At 56.8% G+C, this 25212-nt stretch carries 24 protein-coding genes; 9 read left to right on the top strand and 15 right to left on the bottom strand.

Annotation, left to right across the window (positions count from 1 at the left end):
* Nucleotides 1–6: 6 nt before the first annotated feature.
* The 5 genes from EDF71_RS09340 to EDF71_RS09320 all read left to right on the top strand — a co-directional run bounded on the left by EDF71_RS09340 (nt 7) and on the right by EDF71_RS09320 (nt 5150).
* On the top strand, nt 7–981 hold the full coding sequence (locus EDF71_RS09340; protein WP_133856304.1) for a glycosyltransferase family 2 protein: 975 nt from the start codon (nt 7–9) through the stop codon (nt 979–981).
* The gene (locus EDF71_RS09335; RefSeq protein ID WP_133856303.1) at nt 918–1907 is read left to right on the top strand and encodes a glycosyltransferase; all 990 of its coding nucleotides are present in this window, start codon (nt 918–920) and stop codon (nt 1905–1907) included. Before EDF71_RS09340 ends, EDF71_RS09335 begins: the two co-directional genes overlap by 64 nt.
* Nucleotides 1908–1915: 8 nt before the next feature.
* Nucleotides 1916–2836, top strand: coding sequence for a glycosyltransferase (locus EDF71_RS09330; RefSeq protein WP_133856302.1), 921 nt, complete (start codon nt 1916–1918; stop codon nt 2834–2836).
* The gene (gene glf / locus EDF71_RS09325; RefSeq protein ID WP_133856301.1) at nt 2833–3948 is read left to right on the top strand and encodes a UDP-galactopyranose mutase; all 1116 of its coding nucleotides are present in this window, start codon (nt 2833–2835) and stop codon (nt 3946–3948) included. The genes EDF71_RS09330 and glf overlap by 4 nt, the downstream gene beginning before the upstream one ends.
* A gap of 77 nt (nt 3949–4025) precedes the next feature.
* Nucleotides 4026–5150, top strand: a complete 1125-nt coding sequence (locus EDF71_RS09320; protein WP_208301017.1) for a glycosyltransferase family 4 protein — start codon at nt 4026–4028, stop codon at nt 5148–5150.
* 9 nt (nt 5151–5159) lie between these two features.
* Here the strand turns inward: EDF71_RS09320 and EDF71_RS09315 are convergent, their stop codons facing one another.
* The 8 genes from EDF71_RS09315 to sucC form a co-directional block, all read right to left on the bottom strand.
* The gene (locus EDF71_RS09315) at nt 5160–6257 is read right to left on the bottom strand and encodes a UDP-N-acetylglucosamine 2-epimerase (RefSeq protein ID WP_133856299.1); all 1098 of its coding nucleotides are present in this window, start codon (nt 6255–6257) and stop codon (nt 5160–5162) included.
* Between the two features lie 9 nt (nt 6258–6266).
* Nucleotides 6267–7121: a glycosyltransferase family 2 protein gene (locus tag EDF71_RS09310; RefSeq protein WP_133856298.1), complete on the bottom strand. Its 855-nt coding sequence runs from the start codon at nt 7119–7121 to the stop codon at nt 6267–6269.
* Between the two features lie 35 nt (nt 7122–7156).
* A complete protein-coding gene (locus tag EDF71_RS09305; RefSeq protein WP_133856297.1) occupies nt 7157–9088 on the bottom strand; it encodes a tetratricopeptide repeat protein in 1932 nt (643 codons plus the stop codon).
* A 111-nt stretch (nt 9089–9199) separates the two neighbouring features.
* A complete protein-coding gene (locus EDF71_RS09300) occupies nt 9200–9646 on the bottom strand; it encodes a pilin (RefSeq protein ID WP_208301016.1) in 447 nt (148 codons plus the stop codon).
* A gap of 304 nt (nt 9647–9950) precedes the next feature.
* Nucleotides 9951–10631 carry an FHA domain-containing protein gene (locus EDF71_RS09295; RefSeq protein WP_133856296.1) on the bottom strand — a complete coding sequence of 227 codons (681 nt, stop codon included), beginning with the start codon at nt 10629–10631 and terminating at the stop codon, nt 9951–9953.
* Between the two features lie 268 nt (nt 10632–10899).
* Nucleotides 10900–11583, bottom strand: a complete 684-nt coding sequence (locus tag EDF71_RS09290) for a TerC family protein (protein ID WP_021026615.1) — start codon at nt 11581–11583, stop codon at nt 10900–10902.
* A 111-nt stretch (nt 11584–11694) separates the two neighbouring features.
* Nucleotides 11695–12591, bottom strand: a complete 897-nt coding sequence (sucD, locus tag EDF71_RS09285) for a succinate--CoA ligase subunit alpha (protein ID WP_021026616.1) — start codon at nt 12589–12591, stop codon at nt 11695–11697.
* Between the two features lie 16 nt (nt 12592–12607).
* Nucleotides 12608–13768, bottom strand: coding sequence for an ADP-forming succinate--CoA ligase subunit beta (sucC, locus tag EDF71_RS09280; RefSeq protein ID WP_133856295.1), 1161 nt, complete (start codon nt 13766–13768; stop codon nt 12608–12610).
* Nucleotides 13769–14329: 561 nt separating this feature from the next.
* Here sucC and argC point away from each other — a divergent pair.
* From argC to EDF71_RS09265, 3 genes are all read left to right on the top strand, one after another.
* On the top strand, nt 14330–15262 hold the full coding sequence (gene argC, locus EDF71_RS09275; protein ID WP_133856294.1) for an N-acetyl-gamma-glutamyl-phosphate reductase: 933 nt from the start codon (nt 14330–14332) through the stop codon (nt 15260–15262).
* Between the two features lie 142 nt (nt 15263–15404).
* Complete coding sequence (locus tag EDF71_RS09270; protein WP_243854239.1) at nt 15405–16073, top strand: c-type cytochrome; 669 nt, start codon at nt 15405–15407, stop codon at nt 16071–16073.
* Nucleotides 16074–16085: 12 nt separating this feature from the next.
* The gene (locus EDF71_RS09265; protein ID WP_243854238.1) at nt 16086–17216 is read left to right on the top strand and encodes a c-type cytochrome; all 1131 of its coding nucleotides are present in this window, start codon (nt 16086–16088) and stop codon (nt 17214–17216) included.
* 99 nt (nt 17217–17315) lie between these two features.
* Here EDF71_RS09265 and EDF71_RS09260 read toward each other — a convergent pair whose 3' ends face one another.
* The 7 genes from EDF71_RS09260 to EDF71_RS09230 are packed head-to-tail and all read right to left on the bottom strand — an operon-like array spanning nt 17316 to nt 24028.
* Nucleotides 17316–18377 carry an ABC transporter substrate-binding protein gene (locus EDF71_RS09260; protein ID WP_133856292.1) on the bottom strand — a complete coding sequence of 354 codons (1062 nt, stop codon included), beginning with the start codon at nt 18375–18377 and terminating at the stop codon, nt 17316–17318.
* Between the two features lie 11 nt (nt 18378–18388).
* Nucleotides 18389–19513: an FAD-binding oxidoreductase gene (locus tag EDF71_RS09255; protein WP_133856291.1), complete on the bottom strand. Its 1125-nt coding sequence runs from the start codon at nt 19511–19513 to the stop codon at nt 18389–18391.
* The gene (locus EDF71_RS09250) at nt 19506–20939 is read right to left on the bottom strand and encodes an FAD/NAD(P)-binding oxidoreductase (protein ID WP_133856290.1); all 1434 of its coding nucleotides are present in this window, start codon (nt 20937–20939) and stop codon (nt 19506–19508) included. Before EDF71_RS09250 ends, EDF71_RS09255 begins: the two co-directional genes overlap by 8 nt.
* Nucleotides 20936–21289: a (2Fe-2S)-binding protein gene (locus EDF71_RS09245; protein ID WP_133856289.1), complete on the bottom strand. Its 354-nt coding sequence runs from the start codon at nt 21287–21289 to the stop codon at nt 20936–20938. Before EDF71_RS09245 ends, EDF71_RS09250 begins: the two co-directional genes overlap by 4 nt.
* The gene (locus EDF71_RS09240) at nt 21289–22083 is read right to left on the bottom strand and encodes an ABC transporter permease (protein ID WP_021026624.1); all 795 of its coding nucleotides are present in this window, start codon (nt 22081–22083) and stop codon (nt 21289–21291) included. Before EDF71_RS09240 ends, EDF71_RS09245 begins: the two co-directional genes overlap by 1 nt.
* Before the next feature lie 17 nt (nt 22084–22100).
* Nucleotides 22101–22958: an ABC transporter permease gene (locus tag EDF71_RS09235; RefSeq protein WP_133856288.1), complete on the bottom strand. Its 858-nt coding sequence runs from the start codon at nt 22956–22958 to the stop codon at nt 22101–22103.
* Nucleotides 22955–24028: an ABC transporter ATP-binding protein gene (locus tag EDF71_RS09230; protein WP_133856287.1), complete on the bottom strand. Its 1074-nt coding sequence runs from the start codon at nt 24026–24028 to the stop codon at nt 22955–22957. Before EDF71_RS09230 ends, EDF71_RS09235 begins: the two co-directional genes overlap by 4 nt.
* A gap of 200 nt (nt 24029–24228) precedes the next feature.
* On the opposite strand from EDF71_RS09230, the gene EDF71_RS09225 reads away from it, so the two are divergent.
* Nucleotides 24229–25074: an IclR family transcriptional regulator gene (locus EDF71_RS09225; RefSeq protein ID WP_133856286.1), complete on the top strand. Its 846-nt coding sequence runs from the start codon at nt 24229–24231 to the stop codon at nt 25072–25074.
* The last annotated feature ends 138 nt before the right edge of the window (nt 25075–25212 follow it).

The raw sequence follows: 25212 nt of genomic DNA, 5'->3' as shown, positions 1-25212 counted from the left end.
TAAACCATGAGCTCAACCCCATTGCTATCGGTAGTAATTCCTACCCACAACCGAGCACACCTGCTTACTCGGTCAGTCCAATCGGCATTGGCATCGGCACCATCCGAAGATGTGGAAGTCATCATCGTCCCCAATGGATATGATGAGAAGTGGAAACAGGCGGCCGAATTTTTTCGTAAGCAACCAAGAGTGTCATGGCATCCTATTGAAACAGCAAATGCCTGCACTGCTCGCAATGCAGGTATGCACCGTGCATGCGGAAAATACCTCAGATTTTTGGATGATGACGACTATCTTTTGCCTGCAGCCCTCGATCAATTGCTGGAAGCAGACCTCTATAGTACAGATGTTTCCCAAGGCTGCATAAATTGGGTGACGGAATCCAACCAGATTTTTCGTCAGCAAGCCCCAAAAGACTCATCTGACTTCGTTGAATCTATTCTTGACCCTAATATTTTCAGTCTATCGCATTCATTCTTGTGGCTTCGAGAAAAAAGGGTTAAATTCCCTTGGAATCCTAATTTAATAATAGGTGATGACTTGGAGTTTGCACTGAATCCATTTTGCTTGGGCGCCAAGCTTCGAGTTCATCATTTCAAGCATCCTGTAGGGGCGTGGGTTCACCACAATGCTCCACGCCTCTCGACAAGCCAAGACTACCTACTCATTAATCAAAAATTAACCGAAGTATTGCTCCATGCATATAACAATATTAAAACAGCAGAACAACTTACCCCGAAAATAAATAAAGCATTCACAGACAGACTTTGGGAAATGGCACACACTCAATTCCCACAGGCACCTATTTATTGGCACAAAATAATAAAGCAAATACTTGCCATATCCCCCGACAGTATCCCACCCGACAGTAGCTTCAAGCGATTTCCTCTAAAAAGCATGCCCCCGTTGCTTATCGAATGGATGATGTTTCCGCATCGAAAACTATTGCGCAAGCACCAGCAACCCGATCGAAAAACATGATTGATATACTAAAACACCCGCTCATCTCCATCGCATTAGCAACTTATAATGGAGAAAGGTTTCTAGAACAGCAGATGGATTCATTGCTGGCACAGGATTATCAAAATCTGGAAATTGTGATATCTGATGATTGCTCTACTGACGGCACATGGGGTATTCTGCAAGCCTATGCTGCAAAAGACAGTCGTATCCGCCTACTAGTCCGCGATGTCAATCGTGGTTATGTTGGAAACTTCATCCGCGTCTTCATGCAGTGCAAAGGTGACTTCATCTCGCCTAGCGATCAAGATGATATATGGCATTCAAACAAAACTCGGCGCCTTGTAGAATCCATTGGTGATGCCGATCTGGCTTATTGCAACAACAGGTTTATCGACGATACCAATACCCCTTTAGGAAAAAAGTACTCTGACACAGTATCGAAAATGGTTTCAGGCAAAGATCCTAGAAATTTGATATTCTGCACTTCGATCTCTGGTCACGCCATGATTTTCCGGAGCAATCTGCTTCAGATCACTGAAAATCTTAGTACCGCATCTTACATTGATTGGTTAATCGCATTTCTCGCAGCAAATCGGAATGGCATTAACTATATAGATGAGATTTTGGTTGATTGGAGGCAGCACCAATCTTCAGCAACATTTCGATTTAGAAAAAACACCCATGGCGCTAAAGCAGAGGGTATTGTCAAAGATAAAAATACGTTTACCGCGCTAGCGGCAATACCAGGGAAGCATCAAGATTTTACAATCAATGCGTTAAAAATATGGAAAACTTGGCTGAATAGCTATTTCTCTCTATCTATGTTTTTTTTCGTTTTGCGTTACGGCCATATCACTCACAAAGCGCACCCTGCTAGAATTCCAGCTCTCAAATACTTATTTGGCTACAAGTTAAAAAAACTAATCCGCCCCAAATATTATTGAAAAATGCCATGCCCGCATTGAAAATCACTACTGTTGTTGTTAGCTACAATCGTCAAAAACTTTTAGAAAAGTGTCTATTAGCACTAACAGAGCAAACATGCCCCATTAATCACGTGATTGTCGTTGATAACTTCTCTACTGATGGCACTCTGGAATGGGTGAGAAAATGGCTGCCAGCAAACCTTCCCAATGGAGAGTTGCTCGCGCTGGGTGAAAATACCGGTGGCGCAGGCGGCTTCGCTGCAGGGCTCAAACATGCCATCAACAATGGATCCGAATGGATCTGGATGATGGATGATGATGCCAAACCACATCCGAATGCATTGGAAGAGTTAATGTGCACGGTAGATAACCCGCACAATATTTATGGATCACTAGCTGTAAATAGCAGTGATACGTCATGGCTGACAGACTTGCTTGACCCGCCACTAGGGCAGATCAGCAGAGCTGATGAGGTGCCAACATATGCCAAAGTGCGATCTCTTCCATTTTTAGGTTTTCTGATTCACCGTGACTTAGTGAACCGCATTGGCTTACCAGATGCTGGTTTTTTTATTGCAGCCGACGATGTCGAATATTGCATTCGCGCTCAAAATGCTGGTGCAGCGATTTTCATTTCCGGAAAAAGCCGAATTGAACACCCCAAATCATATCCAACTATTTTCAAAATATTAGGGCATGAGATAGTATTTTTGTCACTTCCACCTTGGAAGCGATATTACGACACTCGCAATCGCTTGTTAATTGCACGCACCTATTACGGCATGAAGCTCTTCACTCAAACTATTCCAGGATCATTCATTCGCTTGATTGCGGTGCTTCTAAAAGAGCCTCGCAAGTTAGCACAAGTCCATGCATTTATTGCAGGCTTTATTGATGGAATAAGTGGTATTAAAGGCAAACGTCACGATTTTTGGAGAATTAGATGAACAAGATATCTCTCATCACCGGCGCCGGCTTCGCCGGCAGCACCATTGCGCGCGGGCTGGCCGATGCCGGACACATGGTTCATCTGATCGATAAACGCCCTCATATTGCAGGCAATGCTTATGACGAGGTCGATGCTAACGGCGTTCTCATTCACCGTTATGGCCCACATATTTTTCATACTAACAGCGACAAGGTGTGCCAATTCCTCTCTCGCTTTACGGAATGGCGTTCATATGAACATCGCGTTCTGGGCGTGGTAGCAGGACGACACTACCCTTTTCCAATCAACCGAGATACGCTCAACCAGTTGTACGGGCTGGACTTAGACGAGACTGGTGCGTCGGCTTTTTTCGAAAGCGTGAGGGAGCCTCGACACCCAATCTGCACTAGTGAAGATGTTGTACTAAACAGCGTCGGACGTGATCTGTACGAAAAGTTCTTCCTTCACTACACACGTAAGCAATGGGGTCTAGATCCATCTCAACTCAAAGCAGGGGTAGCGGCGCGCATTCCTGTGCGCACCAATACGGATGACCGTTATTTCACGGACACCTTCCAGGCCATGCCCTTGCACGGCTATACAAAGATGTTTGAGCGAATGCTCGACCATCCCAACATCAATGTTCAGTTAGGTATTGATTTTTCGGAACTGACAGACTTGGGTCGATACGATCACATTGTCTATACCGGCCCTATTGATGCTTACTTCAAGCACTGCTATGGCCCATTGCCCTACCGTTCTTTACGCTTTGAACACCAGCACTTGGCTGATGTACAGCAGTTCCAACAGGCGGGCACAGTCAATTACCCGAATGACCATGCCTACACGCGCATCACGGAGTTCAAGCACTTGACGGGACAAGAGCACACGGGAACGTCTATTGTGCGGGAGTATCCCGAAGCCGAAGGTGATCCCTACTACCCCATTCCTAGCGATACCAACGAAGCGCTTTTCAAGCGCTATTGCGAACTGGCGGAGAAGGAGTCCAAAGTAACTTTTGTCGGTCGGCTCGCTGAGTATCGCTACTACAACATGGATCAGGTAATAGGTGCAGCACTTGCCTCTGCTCAAAAGATTTTGGACTCACTTAGCACAATCCGTCGCACCTAACGTCGAATTTGGCGCTCAGACTGACATCAATTTCATTAGTAAAAATGAGAATCGTCTTTTTATGTAAACGACGCTATATGAGCAAAGACGTCATTCTCGACCGTTATGCGCGCCTCTACGAGATTCCATATCAGCTTGCAAAGATCGGGCATGAGGTACAAGCTTTTTGTCTTGACTATCATGCTGTATCTACCTCCTCTACAGACCATACAGTTGACCATGTATGGCAACATGATGCGGCGCCTGGTAGATTGTCATGGTCCTCCTACCCTATAGGACGGAATATTGCGGCCACGCTAGCAATGCTTGCTTACCCCAGTAGGCTATTGCGAGAGCTGCAGACATATAGACCTGATGTCATTATAGGCGCCTCTGATATACCGCATGTGGCCATGACTGGCTGGCTCGCAAGACGTCTTCAGGTCCCTTATGTTATTGATCTGTACGACAACTTTGAAGGGTTTGGTCAAGCGAAGATTCCCGGTTTCGTGCGAGCCTTACGTAGGACCACGCAAAAGGCAAATCTGGTAATCACAACAAGCGAGCCTTTACGGGAAAAAGTTTTAACTGATTATGCAGCTCGCGGTGCTGTTGTTTCCATGCCAAGCAGTGTCAACTTGCAGCTGTTTCATCCAGGCCAGAAAGAACATGCGCGTTCGATGCTAGGGCTGCCTCTAGATGCCAAGTTAATTGGTACCGCAGGGGGTTTAACTTCGGATAAAGGCATAGAACCACTTTATGCTGCATGGCAAACGCTTAGCATTCGCTACCCACAATTGCATCTTGTCTTAGCTGGTCCTTTCAACCCATCCCTCCCCCCCCCATCGGGAGCGCGGGTTCATTATCTAGGCATGCTAGATCATGTAAAAGTTCCCGATTTATTTCGAGCGCTCGATATTGGCATTATCTCTATTCCAGATACACCATTCGGTCGCTATTGTTTTCCACAAAAGGCCTATGAGATGCTGGCCTGTAATCTGGATGTAGTAGTTTCTGATGTAGGCGAAATGGCTAGTCTTTTTTCCGAAGTACCAGAAGCTTTATTTCCTGCTGGAGATGCGAAATCGCTAGATTTGGCAATTTCTCGGAGATTGGATTTTTATGGAAAAAATAAACATTTGACAACCATACAGATTGATGACTGGGAAGCTCTGATAAAACGGATAGAGCCAAAAATCAGAGCAATTTCATCAACACCGTAACTTATGGCTTTAGTTAACGCGTTTGGCCAACCACTGGGAAATCACGATGGAAGGTGAACTTTTCTCAATAGCTCGTATTGTCCATTTTTTCCCGCAATGCTTTTGAACAAATTCCCCCACCGCTTCTGAACTCAAATCAGAAAGAACTACATTATCACCAATCCCATCCATACGCTCCGTATTTTTTCGTAAAATTATAGTAGGCACACCGAGCATTGCTGCTTCCTCTTGATTGCTACCTCCATCTGTCATCAAGAAGCTGCAACCCATTATCAGCTCAACGAAATCTGGATAATCCATACGTTGAAGCAATTCGATATTTAGATTTTTCTTCAACAGAGGCAACCATTTCGATTTCTCCAAGCGTGAGCGAGTAGCCGGGTGCAGTACAAATTTAACTTGACTGGTCTGCGCAGTTTCAATCACCATCTTCATAAGGGAATCAAAGGCTTTTGCATTGGATAGATTTTCATTTCGATGCATGGAAACCAAAGCATACTTCCCCTGCCCACATTCAATGTCTCCATCTGCCTTTTCCCCCAATGCCATTCTGAGGGCATCCCTCATGGTGTTTCCATGGGTGTGAATAACGTCTCCTCGAGCATTCTTCATGTTCGCAACCGACAGATTGTCCGGTGCAAAATGAACCGATGCAATTTTCGAGATCAATCGCCGGATGATTTCTTCTGGGAAGGGATCAAATAAGCTTTTTGAACGCAGCCCTGCTTCAATATGAACAACCGACATACCCGATAGACGCATGGCAATCGCGCAGTAAATTGCGGAAATAGTATCGCCGTGCACCAGCCCATATTGGTATTTTCTCCAAAGACCGGCAGAGATAGATGACCATACAGCACGCCAAAACTTTATGCTCCAGCTCAGCATTCCTTGTTTGGTCGTAACTTCGATATTAGGGACTAGGACTTGATCAGGTGTTCGGACACCGAATGTACGCTCCAGCAAACTAAAGGTCTCACTGTGCTGCCCTGTGTAAACCAAATCATAGACTACTCCTGCTTGATCAAAGGCTTTGAGCACTGGGGCCATTTTAATGAATTGAGCCTTGGTACCCACCGTCACCAAAATACGAGCTTCTACCTGCATACCGTAGCCCTACTTATCCATACCTTTGTACATGAGTGCTGTAATCTGCTCTGAGATCAGCCCCATCAAAAACACCATTACACTTCCTGTGTATAGCAATGCACTCATATTAGTGAAACGACCATAGCTCCACCATGTCCACCCGTACCATGTCGACGCGAGCACGAACATAGCTAAAGCCACAGGCGCAAATATTTTTAATGGAGAAAACAAAGTTCCTATTTTAAAAATAATCAGAAAAAATCTTGCCCCGTCGCGCAATACATTGATATGGCTTTTTCCTATTCGCTTGGCGGCATGAATCGGAACATAGGCAACCGAATAGCCCGCCCGAAAAAATGCCATGGTGCTTGTAGTAGGGTAAGAAAATCCATTTGGCAGCAAGTACAGAAACTCACGGAATTTCTCAGCCTTCACAGCTCTGAATCCTGACGTAAGATCTGCGACTTTGTGTCCGGTCATCCAACTAGCGAGACGGTTGTAGGCACTATTTGCAATCCCTCGCCCCAAACTAGCTTGCGAGCCTTTCTGCCGGGCACCCACAACCATATCGTAGCCTTCTCCAATTTTTTGCAGAAGATATTCAATATCGGCTGGGTTGTGCTGCCCATCTGCATCCAGAAAGACAATTATTTGACCAGTAGCAGCGCGCGCGCCAGTCTTGATAGAGGCTCCATTGCCTTTGCTGTATATGTGCTGCACCACCTTTGCTCCAGCAGCCATTGCTACCTCTGCAGTACTATCTGTAGAGCCATCATTGACCACAATGACTTCAGCTTCCGGGTAGAGATTGACGATCCCTCTGACCGTATTTCCAATAGCCGCAGACTCATTTTTTGCCGGTAATACGATAGATAAGTTCATTGATTTCTAACTCCTCCCTTAACATGGTCCTGTTTCTAGGCACCGATGTCTTCACGCAGCATGGCTTCTAGCCGCTGGAACTCCATATCATAGACGGCTCGTGGTCGCTTCAGCACTTGACCCGTCTGGCGCTGATAGACCTCTTTGGCTGACTGCAACAGCCGCAGGCCGTGCTGCGGGTACCCCGCATTTGCCACGGCAGACATCATGGACAGCGCAGCTTCAGTATCGCCATAGAGCTGTATGGCCAGCTCGAACTGCTCGGTAGCCTCGTCGATCTTTCCCAGCCCCAGCAGCAGCATGCCCCGCAAGTAGGGCAGCAAACGCTGAAACACGGACACATGCTGATAGCGTGGCATGGAACCCATATCGTCCAACACTGCCAAGGCATTCTCCTTGTAAACCATGCTACCCGAGTCACTGAGATATTCCGCCATTACACGCATCCCCAGTACAGCCTGTGCGTCAAAGCTCTGCCGAGGCAGTAGCTGTCGGATACGCTTAAAGTCAGCCTCGGTTGCCAAGCCAGTTTGCACCCGTGTAAGCAACCATTGGATCGACAACAAGGAACTATTTGGCAATTGGGCCATGCTCTTATCGAGAAACGCGACAGCCTCAGACACCTCACCGCGCTGGAGCAGACGCATCGCCAAGTGATGCTGTGCACGTGGTGAATTGGGAGTGGCAACCGCCCAGTAATCTTGCAGAGCCTCTGTGTTGCTCCACAATTTCGCACGTTCCCACGTCATGCCGGTCAGTAAGACAAGCACCATTGCGATGGCCGCGCCTCCTGCAGCACGACTTTTGGTTTGTACCAACCATAACAACGCCATAGCCAGCGGTAGGAACAAAAATGCTGCTGCAACATAATTTCTGTGTTCAAAATAAAGCTCCAGCCCTATAACGCTGGACTCCATCAAATGTGCAGCAAAGAAAAATAATACAGCCAAAGCAATGTAAGGCCCGCATGGCCGCTTGTGCCTAACCCAAATGGCACCCGTAATCACCACGAGCAGTGCCACCACACTGACCCAAGTGCTAGCTGGGTGCAACCAGCCGGTGGAAATTACATAACCATCCTGAAACAGACCGCGCCCTTCAATCCGCGGAACATAGAGATGGTAGAGGTATTCCCAAATAATGCGCGGCTCTGTCAAAAGACGCTGTTGTTGATTAAACAAACGAGTAGGCCATGCATTAGGATCAAAATTTATTTCTCGAAGCAGAGCGCCACACACGGCGAGAGACGGCAACCAGAGAAAACAAACTTGCCATATTAAACTGACTCTTTTGAAGGCTAGGGAACTATCCAGTCTTGGTTGACAAAATTCAACGGTGACTACCAACAGCGGTAAAAGCAACCCATTTTCTTTACTGAATGCGGCCAAGAGCGTACCAAGGATTAAAGACCCTGACATCCAGAGATAGCCTGTCTTCACCCTGCCTTGCGCTAGCACTATTCGCCCATGCAAATAGCCTGCCAAGCCAGCGAACATAAACATGGCCGCCAGTTGCGCCATACGCTGCACCACGTACAATGTAGTCGATACCATATAGGGATGCAGCAGCCACATGGCCATATTCAGCAGCGCGCCCCATCGAGATTTTCCTTCTTCAACACCCCATACACGAAGCAGATTAAGTGTTGCCCATCCAAGAGCAACACCTGTCAAGATATGGATCCACAGATTCGTTAGCTTAAAAGGCCTGGCTGCTGTGGGCCAATTCTGGCCGTCCAAGACAAAACTACCTAAAGCAATGGGCCGCCCCAGCGGCCCTGAAAAACCATTGAACACAAAGCTGCGAAAGCTACCCCAATCTATAATTCCACCCTGTGCACCCAGAGGGGAAAGATTAGGATCATCATCAAAAAGAAAACCTCCGGCTAGGCCAGGCCAATAGACGACCAAGCACAGTAGCAATACCAAAATAAGCAATGCACTAAGTAAGTTTTTTTTCAAATACACGTGTGCGGCACTCCTTTTGCAAACACGAACCGCATTAATTCTTATACAAAATAAAATTGCCCGCTTAAAGCGGGCAAAGAATTTAGACTGCTACAGCAGGCTTATTAGATATTAGTTACGGCAAGCAGTAGGGTAATATTTACCTGCGGCGGGGGTGGCGCCCATCTTGCACTTCCAATCCATAGACCCGGCATTGGTAATAGGGCTCAGACGCAAAGTCTTGCCAGCGATGCCAGAGGCGACGCCAGTAGACTGCATTGTCGCCTCAATAATTCCGGTTGCGTTACCCAGCTCGACCTTATTCACATACTTTCCCTTAATATCGGTCGCATTAGCAATACCAGCTGCTGCATTACTAGCCGGGAAAGCACCATTGTTAGCCCAGTATTCGGACACTGCACCCTTTTGACCGCTAGCCAAAGTCATGGCTTCAGACATCTGCGAACGAGCCGTGTAGTCTTGGTAAGCAGGCAGAGCGATAGCAGCCAAAATACCGATAATCGCCACAACGATCATCAGTTCGATCAGGGTGAAACCCTTTTGCATAGTACGCAGCATGTTGAATCCTCTCTATGTAACCAGTGATTAGGTAGCCTTGTCGAACTGACTTGGCGTGTGGTGTAAACAGCAAGTGCTGTGCCAACTTCTGGGCGCCTGCAGGGCGCGGCCTGCGCTGACAAAAATGCGGTGTTTTGTTAACTTATTGTTGAAGACGTTCATAAATGTCAGCAAACTTGTGATCTTGCCATTTTTGTCACCTTCAGCCACCTACAGACCCCGTCGATGGGGTCAATGAAACAAAAACAGCACCCGAAGGTGCCGCTGCGTCTGGTCCGTGCATGCATGGCGCAGTGCTGGGTGCCTACCCCCAAAACTCATAAGCCATCCCCGCCAGCTCAATCCGATCCCCCTTGTGCATCGACAACGCCACGCCATTCAGCGCCTGGCCGTTGAGCACTACATCAGCCGAACCATCGACCTTGGTGGCGACATAGCCCTTGCCGCGCTTGGTCAACGCAGCCACGGCGATACCAGGGCGGCCCACAGTAGTGACGACTTTGGACAGGATGATGTCTTCGCTCGCACCGCTGACGGCGCGCAGGTAGGCGCTGGGGGTGTAGGGCTGATCTTCAATTGAAGGGAAGTCTGCAGGCAGCGTATGGCTTTCTTCGCTGTGGTCCGCATGCGCGGGCTTGGCCGTTAGGCTGCCGGCTTCGCTGGCATGCATGTAGTGGCTCTCGGGCACCAGCGAGTTCATCAGAAAGCGAATGCGGCATTTGCCGATGTCCAGCAGGTCGCCGCTTTGCAGCACCTGGCGGCGCACCTTGAGGCCGTTGACCTTGGTGCCATTGGTGCTGCCCAGGTCTTCAACGACGACGATGCCGATCTTCTTCTCATAGCTGAACGCCACATGCTCGCCGCTGACCGCCATATCGGTCAGCACGATGTCATTGGTGGAACGGCGCCCCAGGGTGGCCCTGGACTCGGTCAGCACGTAGTCCTGGATCACCACCCCATCTAACGAAACTATGAATCTTGGCATATTGATAACCTCGACACGATTATAGGCACATAGGCTAAACAAATGATGCTTTGGATGCGCTGTTAACAAAGGATCACGATGTGTTGGGTCCTCCCGTATTTTGGTTACGGGTTTACCCTTGATTTCTGACCATTACTGACTCTTATCAATGCAATAACAGCGACAAGGCATTTTTTCCATCTTTTGGCCTAGTGAATCGATACAGTCCAGCGCAGAAATGCAAAAAGCGCCCGAAGGCGCTTTATGCTTGGATAAGGGAGTCAGCCGGTCAGTGCGCAGGCGCTGTATTGCGCTTTTGCAGCCACAGCCCCAGGCCCACCACCAGGGCGGCGCCCGCAGCGGCTGCCAGGTAGTGCAAGGAAGGGTTGGCTGCGACAAAGCCGTGCAGCAGCTTGTCGTTCATGATGGTCTCGCCACCGACCCAGCCGATGAGGCCGGCGCCCAGGATCACGATGACCGGGAAGCGTTCCATCAGCTTGATCATCAAGGTGGAGCCAAAGACCACCAGCGGGATCGAAATCGCCAGGCCCAGGATCAGCAGCAGCATATTGCCGCCGGCAGCAGCCGCCACGGCAATCACGTTATCCAGGCTCATCACCAGGTCGGCGATCAGGATGGTGCGGATGGCGGCCATCATCGTGCCGGTGCCCTTGCCAGCGCCTTCTTCTTCGTCGTGGCTGGTGAGCAATTGCAGGCCGATCCACAGCAGCAGGCAACCGCCGACGATCTGCAGGAAGGACAGCTCCAGCAGCTTGGCCGCAACCACGGTCAGCAAGATACGCAGCACCACGGCGGCGCCGGAGCCGAACATGATGGCTTTTCTTTGTTGTTCAGGGGGCAGGGAGCGCGCTGCAAGCGCAATGACAACGGCGTTGTCGCCCGAGAGAATGATGTTGATCCAGATGATCTTGACCAGCCCGATCCAGAAGTCGGGATGATTGACGTAATCCATATTGCGCTCCGTTTTATGAATAAAGACGCCAGACCTGAACGATCTGGCGTCTTCTTTTTATGGAGTACGCAGTTTAGCGGGGCAGGCAGCCCCTGGCATGCGTAATTTTGCTTACTTCAGCAGGCCTTGCAGCAGGCGGCCCATTTCGGATGGGTTGCGGGTGATGGTGAAACCGCACTCTTCCATGATGGCCAGCTTGGCATCTGCCGTGTCGGCGCCGCCGGAGATCAGCGCGCCAGCGTGGCCCATGCGCTTGCCGGGAGGGGCAGTCACACCAGCGATGAAGCCCACCACAGGCTTCTTCATGTTGGCCTTGCACCAGAGAGCGGCTTCCGCTTCGTCTGGACCGCCGATTTCGCCGATCATGATCACAGCGTCGGTGTTCGGGTCGTCGTTGAACGCCTTCATCACGTCGATGTGCTTCAGACCGTTGATGGGGTCACCACCGATACCGACAGCCGAAGACTGGCCAATGCCCAGTTCGGTCAGCTGTGCCACAGCTTCATAGGTCAGGGTGCCGGAACGGCTCACCACGCCGATACGGCCTGGCTTGTGGATGTGACCGGGCATGATGCCGATCTTGATTTCACCGGGGGTGATCAGACCGGGGCAGTTAGGGCCCAGCAGCAAGGTCTTCTTGCCGCCAGCCGCTTCCTTGGCCTTCATCTTGTTGCGCACTTCCAGCATGTCGCGCACTGGGATGCCTTCAGTGATGCAGATGGCCAGGTCCAGATCGGCTTCCACCGCTTCCCAGATGGCAGCAGCAGCGCCTGCAGGTGGCACATAGATCACGGACACGGTAGCACCGGTGTCCTTGGCAGCGTCCTTGACCGAACCGTAGATTGGGATGTCGAAAATCTTTTCGCCAGCCTTCTTGGGGTTCACGCCAGCGACGAAGCAGTTCTTGCCGTTCGCGTATTCCTGGCACTTTTCAGTGTGGAACTGGCCGGTCTTGCCCGTGATGCCTTGGGTAATGACTTTGGTGTCTTTATTGATATAGATAGACATGTGTGTTCTCCAGGGCTTACTTCACTGCGGCAACGATCTTGGTGGCGGCTTCGGCCATGGTGTCGGCCGAGATGATGGGCAGGCCCGATTCGGCCAGCATCTTCTTGCCCAGCTCTTCGTTGGTACCCTTCATGCGAACGACCAGTGGCACGCTCAGGTTCACCGCCTTGCAAGCGGTGATCACGCCGGTAGCGATGGTGTCGCACTTCATGATGCCGCCGAAGATGTTGACCAGAATGCCCTTGACCTTGGGGTTCTTGAGCATGATCTTGAAGGCTTCGGTGACCTTCTCGGGGGTGGCACCGCCGCCCACGTCCAGGAAGTTGGCAGGCTCGCCGCCGAACAGCTTGATGGTGTCCATGGTGGCCATGGCCAGGCCAGCGCCGTTCACCAGGCAGCCGATGTTGCCGTCCAGGCTGATGTAGGCCAGGTCGAACTTCGAAGCTTCCACTTCAGCAGGATCTTCTTCGTCCAGATCGCGGAAGGCCACCAGTTCTGGATGACGGAACAGCGCGTTGGGGTCGAAGTTGAACTTGGCGTCCAGTGCAATCACGTTGCCCTTGGAGTCACGGTTCAGCGGGTTGATTTCAACCAGCGATGCGTCCGTGTCCATGTAGCACTTGTACAGCTTTTGGCAGATGTCGATGAACTGGGCCACCGAATCAGCAGGCATGCCGATGCCCTTGGCCAGCTCGTCGCCATTGGCTTGCGTGAAGCCAGCAATGGGGTCGACCAGCACGGTGATGATCTTTTCAGGCGTGCTGTGCGCAACTTCCTCGATGTCCATGCCGCCTTCGCTCGAAGCGATAAAGGCCACCTTCTGCGTGCCACGGTCGGTCACGGCAGACAGGTAGTATTCTTGCTGGATGTCCGCACCGTCTTCGATGTACAGGCGGCGCACCTTCTGGCCTTCAGGGCCGGTTTGGTGGGTCACCAGTTGCATGCCGAGGATTTGCTCGGACAGCGCCTTCACGTCGTCGATGGTCTTGGCAACCTTCACGCCACCGCCCTTACCGCGGCCACCTGCGTGAATCTGGGCCTTCACCACCCACACGGGGCCGCCCAGCTTCTGTGCTGCTTCCACTGCTTCTTGCACAGTGAAGGCGGGGATACCGCGCGGAACGGGCACGCCGAACTGACGCAAGATTTCCTTGCCTTGGTATTCATGAATTTTCATGATGTCTCTCAGTAAAACAAAATGGGAAAAAACCCGGCGGCCGAGCGCGCAGAACAAAGAATTCGCAAACAAGGCAGAAGGCCTGGCAGTCCGCGAATTTACCATGCTGCACTGCGCCATGCGAGGCAGCGCCCGCAGGAGTCCCAACCGCCGTCCGGGGTTTGGCGGTCCCCGGAATGCATATAGCTATTATTTGTATAGCTAACCAGCCATGTTGGGCAGTCATCTCCGTGCAGCGGGTCTGTCAGCCGAAGCGCTCAATGCCTGTCGGCAGCGGGCTCAAAAGATGTCGATAAATACCCGAGCAGTGCAGGATTTTTGGCACAACCGCCCAGTGCTGACACATTTTTGCGCTAGTGCGCACTGCGCTTTGGGCCAGCACCCGGCTATCGCAGGTCCAAAAGCGGCCTATCCGGCGCATCGCGCAAGCCCTTGTCAGACCGGACTGCAAATTTGCCATCCTCCTGCACGCATCGCGCCGCTTTGTATGACAATAAGCACTTTCCCGAACCCACGCGCCCGCTGCCCAGCAGGCGCCAACGCACAGCAGGAGTGATGGCAATGGCAAAAGTGTTTATCGACGGCGAAGCTGGCACCACCGGTTTGCAAATTCGCGAACGCCTGGTGGATATGCCCGGCATTGAGTTGGTAAGCATTGCGCCCGAACTGCGCAAGGACCCGGAGGCCAAGCGCGCGCTGATCGCTGGCGTGGATCTGGTCATCCTCTGCCTGCACGACGATGCCGCCAAGGACACCACGGCCATGGTCGATGCCATCGAGCAGGAAACCGGCCGCACTATTCGCATCATCGATGCCTCCACCGCCCACCGCGTCAACGACCAATGGGTCTATGGCTTCCCCGAGCTGAGCGCCGGCCAGAAAGCCGCCGTGCAAGCAGCCAAGCGTGTCTCCAACCCCGGCTGCTATGCCACTGGCGCCATCGCCATCCTGCGCCCGCTGATCGATGCCGGCCTGGTCCCCGCCGATGCCGCGCTGGCACTGCCGTCGGTGTCCGGCTACTCCGGTGGCGGCCGCCAGATGATGGAAGCCTACGAGGCCGGCGGTGCCGCGCCTTATGAGGCCTATGCACTGGGCCTGACCCACAAGCACATCCCCGAAATCCTGAAGTACACCGGCCTGACCCGTCGCCCGGTCTTCATCCCCGCCGTCGGCAATTTTGCCCAGGGCATGCTGGTGCAGCTGCCGCTGCACCTGGATGAGCTCCCCGGCAAGCCACTGCTGAGCGACCTGCACAACGCCCTGGCCGCCCACTACGCCAAGACCAACCAGGACGAACAATGGGTGCAAGTGCTGCCGCCCACCGACGACAACAAGCTGGCCGCCGATACCCTGGCAGGCACCAACAAGCTGGAAATCCGCGTGTTCGGCAACGAGCAGCTGCGCCAGGCCGTGGTCATCGCCCGCCTGGACAACCTGGGCAAGGGCGCCAGCGGCGCTGCGGTGCAAAACCTCAAGCTGATGCTGAATATCTAAGCTCAGCCACTACCCGCCCCCAGAAAAGCCGCTCGCCAGCGGCTTTTTTCATGCGCGCAAGGTGGGCAACACCATCGACATTGGCCGACACCGCCCCAGGCATTCCCTGCCTACCATGGGGCCAAACTACAGCCATAACACGATGAGACACCCCCACACACGCCCTTTGCGCCGGCTTGGCGCTGCCTGGTCTTGGGCGCTGCTGCTCTGCGCCGCAGCCCAGGCCCAAACTGCCAACCCCCAGCAAGGCGAGCAGATCGCCAACAACGGCTTGCCTCCCACCGTGGCCTCCTGCGCCAGTTGCCATGGCGCCAAAGGCCAGGGCATGGCCGCCTTCCCGCCACTGGCCGGCCAGGGCGCCAGCTATCTGACTAGCCAGCTGGATGCCTTTGCCGATGGCTCGCGTGGCAACCCCATCATGGCGCCCATTGCCAAGGGTTTGACGCCGCAGCAGCGCGCCGATGTTGCCGCTTACTTTGCCAGCCTGCCATCGGGCATTGCCGCCACTTCGGGCCAGGCCGATGCCAAAGACAAAGGCGCCTGGCTGGTGGAGCGGGGCCGCATGCAAGACGGCATACCCGCCTGCGCCAGCTGCCACGGGCCGGGTGGGGCGGGGGTGGGAGAGCATTTTCCCGCCATTGCCAAGCTCAGCGCCAGCTATATGCAAGAGCAGATCGATGCCTGGAAAAAAGGCAGCCGCCCGCCCGGGCCGCTGGGCCTGATGGAAGGCATTGCCAAAAAGCTCAGCAGCGATGATGTCAACGCCATCGCCCAGTACTACGCCGGCGCCTCGGGCGCCGCCAAGCCTTGAGCGGAGAACAGCATGGATTACCAGCGCCCCAACCATGTCGAAACGCCCGAGGAGCAGGCCCGCGTCCAGCACAGCGAGTGGCAGTACCTCAAAATCTTTGTGGTGGTCGTCGTCGCCATCGTGCTGATGGCCGCCATCAGCTTTGGCATGCAGGTGAACAAGAGCATGGGCGAGCTGGCCAGCGAGCGGCCCGCTGCAGCGCCCGCCCAGACCGCACAAAAACCAGCAACAGCACCCGCCAGCCTCAACCCCGTATCCGCTACTGCTGCAGCGGATACAGCCCAACCAGCCCCAGCAGCTGCCACGCCCGCCACCAGCGCAGCCAAAGCGCCTGCTGCAGCCAGCACTGCCGCCTTTGCCCCACCCGCTGCCGATGCGATTCCCGAAGGCCCGATGGGCGATGTGATCCGCCGGGGCGAGCAGATCTTTCTGCACACTAGCACACAGGCCAAGGCCTTTGTCGGCAATACGCTCAACTGCGTCAACTGCCACCTGGATGCAGGGCGTGCCGCCCACTCCGCACCACTCTGGGGTGCCTACACGCAATACCCCGCCTACCGCAGCAAGACCAAGAGCGTGGACACCTTCTCCGAGCGGCTACGCGGCTGCTTCATGTACAGCATGAACGGCAAGGCACCACCCCATGGCGATGAGGTGCTGGTAGCACTGGAGGCCTATGCCTACTGGATGGCCAAGGGCGCACCGGTCGGAGAGAAGCTGCCCGGCGCCAGCTACCCCAAGGTGGCTAAACCCGCCCAGGTGCCCGACTATGCGCGCGGCCAGAAGGTGTTCAACGCCCAGTGCGCGCTCTGCCATGGCGATGACGGCCAGGGCCAGCGCAGCGGCGATGTGCAGGTCTTCCCGCCCCTTTGGGGCAAGCAGTCCTACAACTGGGGCGCCGGCATGCATGAGGTGGACAAGGCCACCGGCTTTATCAAGGCCAATATGCCGCTGGGCAAGGGCAATACGCTCAGCGACCAGGATGCCTGGGATGTGGCGACCTACATCAACAGCCACGAGCGCCCGCAGGACCCGCGCTTTACCGGCAATATTGCAGACACGCGCAAGCGCTTCCACGACAGCGATTTCTCGCTCTACGGCCAGACCGTCAACGGCCAGCAACTGGGCCAGGGCGCAAAATAAAAAGCTGCCAACGCCGACCCGGTGAAGGGCATGCGTTGGCAGTTTTGCTATCGGTCCCACCAGATGCTTGGCGCTATGCCGCCAGGCACCTGCCAGTGATCAGCGCTCCACCGTGCGGTTCCAACGCTTGTTCCACTCGGGGCGGTCGGCATTGACCACATCCCAATCCACCGCCACGGCGTTCTTCAAGATGGCATTCATCTTGTTCTGCTCTTCGGCGGGCTTGCCTTGCAGCTTGGTCTTGGGGTTCACGGGGTTGTAGCTGCCGTTTTCCATCGCCAGCGCCTGGGCTTCTGGGCTCACCAGGTACTCCACCAGCTTTTGCGCCAGATCGGACTCGGGGTTGTTGTTGAGCACGCACATGGCGGTCATCAGCACGACAGCGCCTTCCTTGGGCGCCACATATTCCATGGGGATGCCCTTGGACTTCATCAGCTCGGCCTGCGTCAGGGTGTAGGGGAAGATGGCCGCATCACCGGCCTGCATCATCTCCACCACCTTGGACGAATTGGGGATGTACTCCACCACGTTCGGGCCAATCGTCGTCGGCCAGGCCTTGAAGGCCGGGTCCACATTCTTCTCGTTGCCGCCCTTCAAGCGGTTGAACATCAGGAAGGCATGCAGGCCAAAGGACGATGCCGGCATCGACTGCACAACCACCTTGCCCTTGAGCTTGGGGTCGGCCAGGTCGTTCCAAGAGGTGGGCGCGGCCCAGCCCTTTTCCGCAAACATCTTGGTGTTGTAGGCCAGGCCGGTCAGGCCCATCGACAGGCCGATCGCGCTGTCCTTGATCTTGGCGATGTCCGGAATCTCGCTGTAGCCGGCAGCGGGCTTGAGCTTTTCACACAGGCCCATGCTGATGGCGCGGTACATCACGCCGTCATCCAGGGTCATGACCTGCATCTGGGCCTTGTCCTTGGAGGCCTGGGCCTTGGCCAGGATGTCGGTCGAGGTGCCCGGCACCACCACCACCTTGACGTTGTTGGCCTTCTCGAACGCGGGGAACACGAACTGCGAGTAGGTGCGCTCCATGTTGCCGCCATTCATGCCGATATAAATGGTTTTGGTCTGCGCCTGCACCGCGCTGGCCGCAGCCACCACAGAGGCCATCAGGGCGATGGCGCGCACAGGGGTTTTGAGGGTCGTCGTCCAAGAAGACATGTGGATTCCTTTCAGGTTGAACATGCGGGGTCGGTAAATCGGTCTATACGGAAAGCATCAATCGGCGTGCTGCTGCGGCCCTGGGCGATCAGCTCGGCCATCACATCGCCCACGCCCGGCCCGAGCTGGAAGCCACCGCCGGCAAAACCAAAGGCATGGTAGAGGCCGGCCTGGCGGCTGCTTTCGCTGATGATGGGTTCGTGGTCGGGCAAGGCGCCTTCGTTGCCGCTCCAGGTGCGGATCAGCTGGGCGTTCTTCAACTGGGGCAGCAGCTCCACCAGCTGCGGCAACTGCGCCCAGACGGTGGTGTGGCGGTTGCGGGCACGGGTGTCGTCCAGCACCAGGCCAGGGCCGCCACCAAACACCACATTGCCCCGGCGCACCTGGCGGCAGTAAATGCCGCCGCCCTCCACGCCCAGGCTCCAGTGCAAAAAGAAGGGCAAGGGCTCGGTCACGCCCATAGCCGGCGGCCGGATGCGCATGGGCACCGGCTCACCGCACTGCTCGGCAAACTGGCCGGCCCAGGCGCCTGCGGCGTTGACCACCACATTCGCGCGGATCTCCATCTCGGGCGTGCGCACCACAAAGCGCTGGCCATTGTGTGCCACTTCCAGTACCGGCGTGTGCTCAAACACCTGGGCACCCGCTCGCGCAGCCGCCGTGGCAAAGGCCGGCGACAGCAGGCGCGGATTGGCCTGGCCATCATCGGGGCAGAAGGAGCCGCCCACCACCTGGGCACCGCCTATTGGGAAGCGCTTGTGCAGCTCCGCGCCATCGAGCAGCTGCAGGTCCAGGCCGCAGTCGCGCGTCTTCTCGGCATAGCGCACCAGAGACTCCATGTCCGCCTCCGAGCGGGCGATCTTGAAGTGGCCCGAGCGCTCATACTCGGCCTCGGTGCCGATCAGCTCGGTCAGCCGCCCCCAATGCTGGTGAGCGCGCTGCGACAGCGGCAGCATCGCCAAGGAACGGCCCTGGCGGCGCACGCCGCCAAAGTTGACGCCGCTGGAGCGGGAGCCGCAGAGATCGCGCTCCAACACCACCACCTGGATGCCACGCTTGCGCAGGAACAGCGCCGTGCTGGCGCCCATGATGCCGCCGCCGATCACCACTACTTCGGTGGCCAGTTGCTTAACCATGGGAGGCCTCCTGGTCCTGCGGCAGCACGGTCATGTCCAGCGGCAGGGGCTTGATGGGCGCCTGGCCCCGGATGCGGCCTATCTGCGCCACCGGCACCTGCAAGGTATCAGCCAGGATCTCGGTCGCGGCCACACCGCACATGCGGCCCTGGCAACGGCCCATGCCCACCCGGCACAGCGCCTTGATGCGGTTGATATCGCCCTGGGGCTGGGTCGCGGCAGTGGCGCGCAGCTCGCCAGCTGTGATGTTTTCGCAGCGGCAGACCACCAGCTCATCGGGTGCACGCGCCGCCCAGTCCTCGGGAAAGGGAAACGCCACCTCCAGCGCCTGGCGGAACTGCTGCGTCTTGTCCAACTGCTGGCGCAGCTTGGCCTGGCGCGCGGCATCGGTCTGGATGCCCCGGTCTTGCAGCAAAGCCAGTGCCGCCAGCTCGCCGGACATCTCGGCCGCATCGGCGCCCATGATGCCGGCGCCATCGCCTGCCAGGTAGACACCGGGCACGCTGCTGCGCCGGTCGGCATCGATCTGCGGCACATAGCAGCGGTGCAGCGGTGCAAAGGCGAACTCGCAGCCCAGCAGGTCGGCCAGCTGCGTTTCGGGCCGCAGCGCATAGCCCAGGCCGATGGCGCTGCAGGCGGTGCGCTGCTCGGCGCCCTGTGCATCCTTCCACACCAGGGCCTGCACGCGGTCGACGCCTTCGGCGCGCAGCAGCTGCACGCCGTGGTGCACCGGCACATCGTGGAACATCAGCCAACTCAAAAAGTACACTCCCTTGGCGGTGACCGCTGGCTGGGCCAGCATGGCCGGTGCAGCCTTGTAGCGCTGCACGGCCGGTGCCGTGTCCAGCACCGCCAACACCCGGCCACCGGCCTTGGCATATTGGTAAGCCACCAGGTAGAGCAAGGGGCCGGTGCCGGCAAATACCACCGCGTCGCCAATCGCACAGCCCTGGTACTTGAGGGCCACCTGGGCGCCGCCCAGGGTGTAGACACCGGGCAGGGTCCAGCCCGGCAAAGGCAGCACCCGGTCGGTAGCACCGGTGGCGACGATCAGATCGCGCCAGCGCAGGCTGTCTGCCGTGCGCTGCGCCGTGTGCAGCAGGTCCAGGCTATGGCCCTGGGCGTTCCAGACCAGGGTCTCGGGCCGGTAGTCCAGCTGCGGGCGCAGGCGGTCAAAGGTCTGGTGCAGGTCGCTGGCGCGGCCGGCCTCAAAGCCATACAGGTCCTTGGGCGTGCGGCTGAAGCCATCGGGCTGACGGCGGTAGATCTGGCCACCGGCCTTAGGTGCCTCGTCAATGATGACCGGACGCAGGCCATGGGCCAGCAGGGTTTGCGCGGCGCGGATGCCGGCAGGCCCGGCGCCCACGATGACGGGCGGGCCATCGGCGGGCCGGGGGTCGTCCAGGTAGAAATCGCTGCCGATCATGGTTGCACCTGGGTGGCATTGGCAGCGGCCACGGCCTCTGCACTGGTACAGATCTGCATGCCCGGCTGCAGCAAGGTGGAGCAGGCGCGCAGCTTGCGGCCGGCCTGCTCGCCGCCCAGAGTGACCCAGCAGTCCTGGCAGGCGCCCATCATGCAAAAGCCGGCGCGGGGGCTATGGGCAAACTCGTGGCTGCGCAGCTGGGCCGACTGGGTCAGCACCGCGGTCAGCACCGTGTCGCCCTGCAGCGCCTGGGCCGGCTGGCCGTTGAGCACAAACTGCAGCGGCGGGCGGCCCTGCTCTTTGAGGCGCTGCAGCTGGCCGGCCGGCAAAAGAGGGATTGCGTGTGCCATCAGTGCTTGCCGATCAGGATGCGGTCCAGGCCATAGACCTTGTCGAGCAAGAGCATCAGCCCCAGGGTGATGAACACGATCAGCGCCGACACCGCTGCCATCATCGGGTCCAGCGACTCGGTGGCATACATGTACATGCGCACCGGCAAGGTCACCGTGCTGGGCGAGACCACAAAGATCGACATGGTCAGCTCGTCAAAGCTGTTGATGAAGGCCAGCAGCCAGCCGCCGGTGATGCCGGGCAGGATCATCGGCAAGGTGATGCGCTTGAACACCTTGGCATTGCTGGCGCCCAGCGAGTAGGCGGCCTGCTCGGCGCTGCGGTCAAAGCCGATCAGCGCGGCCATCACCAGGCGCATGGTGTAGGGCATCACCACCAGCGCATGGGCAAAGATCAACCAGCCAAAGCTGCCCTGGCCACCCACCAGCGAGAACATGCGCAGCATGGCCACGCCCAGCACCAGGTGAGGAATGATCAGCGGCGACAGGAACAGCGCCTGCAGCGCGCCACGGCCGGGGATCTCATAGCGCACCAGCGCAATGGCGGCAGGCACGGCCAGCGCGGTCGAGATGGAGGCAGCCGCCACCGCCAGGCCCAGGCTGTTCCAGAACGACTGGACAAAATCGGCATGGTGCAGCACCTGCTCGAACCAGCGCAGCGAGAAGCTGGTGGTCGGCAGGGTCAAGGTCTCGGCCGGGGTGAAGGCCACCAGGCAGACGATGACCAGCGGCGCCAGCATGAAGATGATGACCAGCGCGTTGAAGATGAGGGCAATGGGTCCGTTTTTTTGCATGTCAGTTACCTCGCCTCTCAGCCCAGGGTCTTCTTGTAGCGGCCTTCAACCATGCGGTTCCAGCCCAGCATGATCACCAGGTTGGCGGCCAGCAGCACAAAGGCGATGGCAGCGCCCAGCGGCCAGTTCAGCTCGTGCAGGTACTCGTCATAGATCAGCGTGGCAACCATCTTGACCCGGCGCCCGCCCAGCAGGCCGGGAATCGCAAACGAGCTGGCAGCAAGGCCAAACACGATCAGGCTGCCCGAGAGAATGCCGGGCAGCACCTGCGGAAACACCACGCGGCGCAAGGTGGTGAAGTGCGAGGCACCCAGCGACAGCGAGGCGCTCTCGACCGAAGGATCGAGCTTTTGCAGCGAGGTCCAGACGGGGATCACCATGAAGGGCAGCATCACATGCACCAGCGCGATGACGATGGCCGTCTCGTTGTAGAGCAGCTTGACCGGGCCGATGCCCACCAGGCGGAAGATGTCGTTGATCAGGCCTTCGGGGCCCAGCAGCATGCTCCAGCCAAAGGCCCGCACCACCACCGAAATCAGCAGCGGCGCCAGGATGATCAGCAGGAAGATGGAGCGCCAGGGCGCGCGCATCTTGCTCAGGATGTAGGCCTCGGGCGCACCGATGGCGATGCAGATCAGGGTGACCAGGCCCGAGATCCACAGGGTGCGCCAGAAGATCTCGTAGTAGTAGCTGTCGGTGACGATGTGCACATAGTGCTCGATCGTGAAGCTGCCCGCGACCGGACCGGTGTCCACGTTGTAGGCATTGAAGGACAGGATGGTGGTCAGCAGCAGCGGCACCGCCAGCATCACCGCAAACAGCAGCAGCGCCGGAGCGCTCATGGCCCAGGGGGCCCAGGTGCGGCGCTCGCTCATGCGGCCACCCCGTCACCGGCGATCAAGCGCACATTGCGGTCGGACCAGTCGATACCCACCTGGCTGCCCACCTGGTGGGGCGCCTCGCCATCATTGGCCGCCGTCACGGTGATGCTGCCCAGCGGGCATTCCACGGTGTAGAGCCAGAGGTTGCCCAGGAAGAAGCGCTCGCGCACGGTACCCTGGGTGCGGCCAGCCGACGTGGCCGACAGCTGGATTTTCTCGGGGCGCAGGCCCAGCAGCAAACGCGTGCCGTGGCTGGCTGCTGCGGCCGGCACATCCTGCACCGCCATCTGCACATCGCCCACATGCGCCAGCCACTGGTCGCCCTGGGCATGCACGGTGGCCTGCAGCAGGTTGGCCTTGCCGACAAAGGTGGAGATAAAGGCGTTGTGCGGGTGCTCGTACACCGTGTGTGGCGTGTCCACCTGGGTGATGCGGCCGGCTTCCATCACTACCACGCGGTCGCTGATCGACATGGCTTCGCTCTGGTCATGGGTCACCATGATGGTGGTCGTGCCCACCTTGCGCTGGATCTCGCGCAGCTCGAACTGCATCTCCTCGCGCAACTTGGCATCCAGGTTGGACAGGGGTTCATCGAGCAGCAGCACCGGTGGCTTGATGACCAGCGCCCGGGCCAGGGCCACGCGCTGGCGCTGGCCGCCTGACAGTTCGCGCGGGTAGCGGTCGGCATAGGGGCCCAGGTGCACCAGGGCCAGCGCTTCGCTGGCACGCTCGCTGCGCTCGGGCTGCACCACCTTGCGCATCTCCAGGCCGAACTCGACGTTCTCGCGCACGGTCATGTGCGGGAACAGCGCATAGGTCTGGAACACGATGCCCAGGCCGCGCTCATTGGCCTTGGCGCGGGTGATGTCCTTGCCGTCCAGCTCGATGCGGCCTTCGGTCACATCCACAAAGCCGGCAATCATCTGCAAGCTTGTGGTCTTGCCGCAGCCCGAGGGGCCGAGCAAGGAGACGAACTCGCCCTTTTGCACATCCAGGTTGAACTGGCTGACCACCCGGTTGGGGCCGTACTGTTTGGAGACGTTGTGGAGACGCAGAAAACTCATGGAAATCACCTCGGTGGCACGTGGTTGCGGGGCCCGTCAGCCATATCGCTGGGATGAACGACATTTGCAACTATTTGTCTATTTTCGGAATGTGGTTTGAATCCACACACGGTGTAAACACTGATAATGGAAGATAAATTTGATTTATTCCGATAAATGGAATAAAAATCAGAGACGCTGAAAATTTATTCCGGAAAACCATGAGCACAGACACCTCTGAGGACAACAGCCACCAGCGCGGCACCCTGCACCGCAGCTTTTTGGTGATGCGCGCGCTGGCCGCGCACCAGACCGAAGGCGTGCGCGTGACCCATCTGGCCAAGGAAATCGGTCTGACCCAGGCCACCACCCACCGCCTGCTGCAGGGCCTGATCCAGGAGGGCATGGTGGAGCAGGACCAGGTGCACAAGCTCTACCGGCTGAGCCTGGATCTGTTCTCGCTGGCCGCCCAGGCCGGTGCGGTGAGCGACCTGCGTAGCCTGGCGCGCCCGGTGCTGCTGCGCCTCTGCGCCAGCCTCAATGACACGGTGATCCTGATGGTGCGCTCGGGCTTTGACGCGGTCTGCCTGGACCGCATCGAAGGCCAGTTCCCCATCCGCACCTTTACCGGCGATATCGGCGGGCGTGTGGCGCTGGGCGTGGGCCAGGGCTCGCTGGTCATCCTGGCCAACCTGCCCGAGGCCGAGCGCGAAGAAGTGCTGCGCTTCAACCTGCCGCGCATGCAGCACTACAACGTCTATGACGAGGTCTACATGCGCACCGAGATCGACAAGGCGCATCGCCAGGGCTACACCGCCAAGAACTCTGGCCTGCTCGAAGGCATGGCCGGCCTGGCCGTGCCGGTGTTTGACCGCAATGGCCAAGTGGTGGCTGCGCTGTCCATTGGCACCCACACCGCGCGCCTGAGCGACGAGCGCTTGCCCATCGTGCGCGACATGCTGCTGCGCGAAGCCAAGACCTTGAGCGCGCAGATCAACCCCTTTGACCCGACCTTGCGCCACCCGATGCATGCGATCTCCACCGGGGACCGCACCCGCTCGATGTAAGAACGTGTTTACGATCTCCTCGCGCCGCGACAGTGTCTTTGCGGGATGGGATGCAAGGCGCAGTGCGCAAAGCGCTGCAACGCCGCAGACCGCCCGCAAAGCCACTGTCCCGAAGGGTTGGAGTGAAATCGGGCGATT

The organism is Comamonas sp. JUb58 (assembly GCF_004364775.1).
Taxonomy (GTDB): Bacteria; Pseudomonadota; Gammaproteobacteria; order Burkholderiales; family Burkholderiaceae_C; genus Comamonas.
This window is presented reverse-complemented; position numbering and strand designations above follow the sequence as displayed.